Source organism: Sedimenticola hydrogenitrophicus, assembly GCF_029017505.1.
In the GTDB taxonomy this organism is placed as follows: Bacteria; Pseudomonadota; Gammaproteobacteria; order Chromatiales; family Chromatiaceae; genus Sedimenticola; species Sedimenticola hydrogenitrophicus_A.
Genome location: NZ_JAQGEI010000110.1, coordinates 1 through 685, shown reverse-complemented (window position 1 = coordinate 685; position 685 = coordinate 1). Strand labels below are relative to the sequence as shown.

The 685-nt window shown below is 56.2% G+C and carries 1 protein-coding gene; it reads right to left on the bottom strand.

Features of this window, described 5'->3' with window-relative positions:
• A partial coding sequence (locus O9K64_RS23480) for a Mu transposase domain-containing protein (RefSeq protein WP_420493193.1) occupies positions 1-685 on the bottom strand: 685 nt, incomplete at both ends.

Below are 685 nucleotides of genomic sequence, written 5' to 3'. Positions count from 1 at the left end.
AGTGGTAATAGTCCGAGCCACGGATATTGTCTTGTTCGAGAGAGAGTTCGAGTTCCTGTTGCTGTGGGAGCGTTGAGCGGTCGAGGCCTTTGCGCAGAATCGATTCGATACTTTTGTAACTACAAGCACCAAGCGTTAGTGCCCGGCGGCAAGCCGCCTCCAGTCGCTCATCGCCATAGCCCTTGGTTAATCGCATGATGCCGAGACAAGAGCGAAAGCCCTGTTGCGGGTGGTTCCGGCGTTGCAGAATTTGTTGGATCAACCCAGCCGTGGCGGGCCCGGTCTGTTCTGCCCAGCGGACCAGCCGTTGCGGTGTCCATTCGGCATATTCACGGTGCGACTTTGGCATATGTTCAGGCGTGGTGGTATGGTGGCCTTTGACGGTGGAACGGACGTGGCTGGCGATACGCTCACCCTTGTGGAAACACTCCACCGTCGTAGCGGTAAAGCGGGCATCCAACTGCTTCTTTACCAGTTGATGAGGGACGGAGTAGTAGTGCCCATCAATTTCGATGTGATAGTCGATATGCACCCGTACCTTCTTCCATTGGGCGAACTCATAGGGGTGTACCGGAAGCGGATGCAACGCCGGCTTGTCCAGCGTCTCGAACGCCTCCCGACGGCAACCTGGTAATTTCTTGAAGGGACGTTCATTGAGCCGTTCCAGCAGTTCAGCAATGGCCCG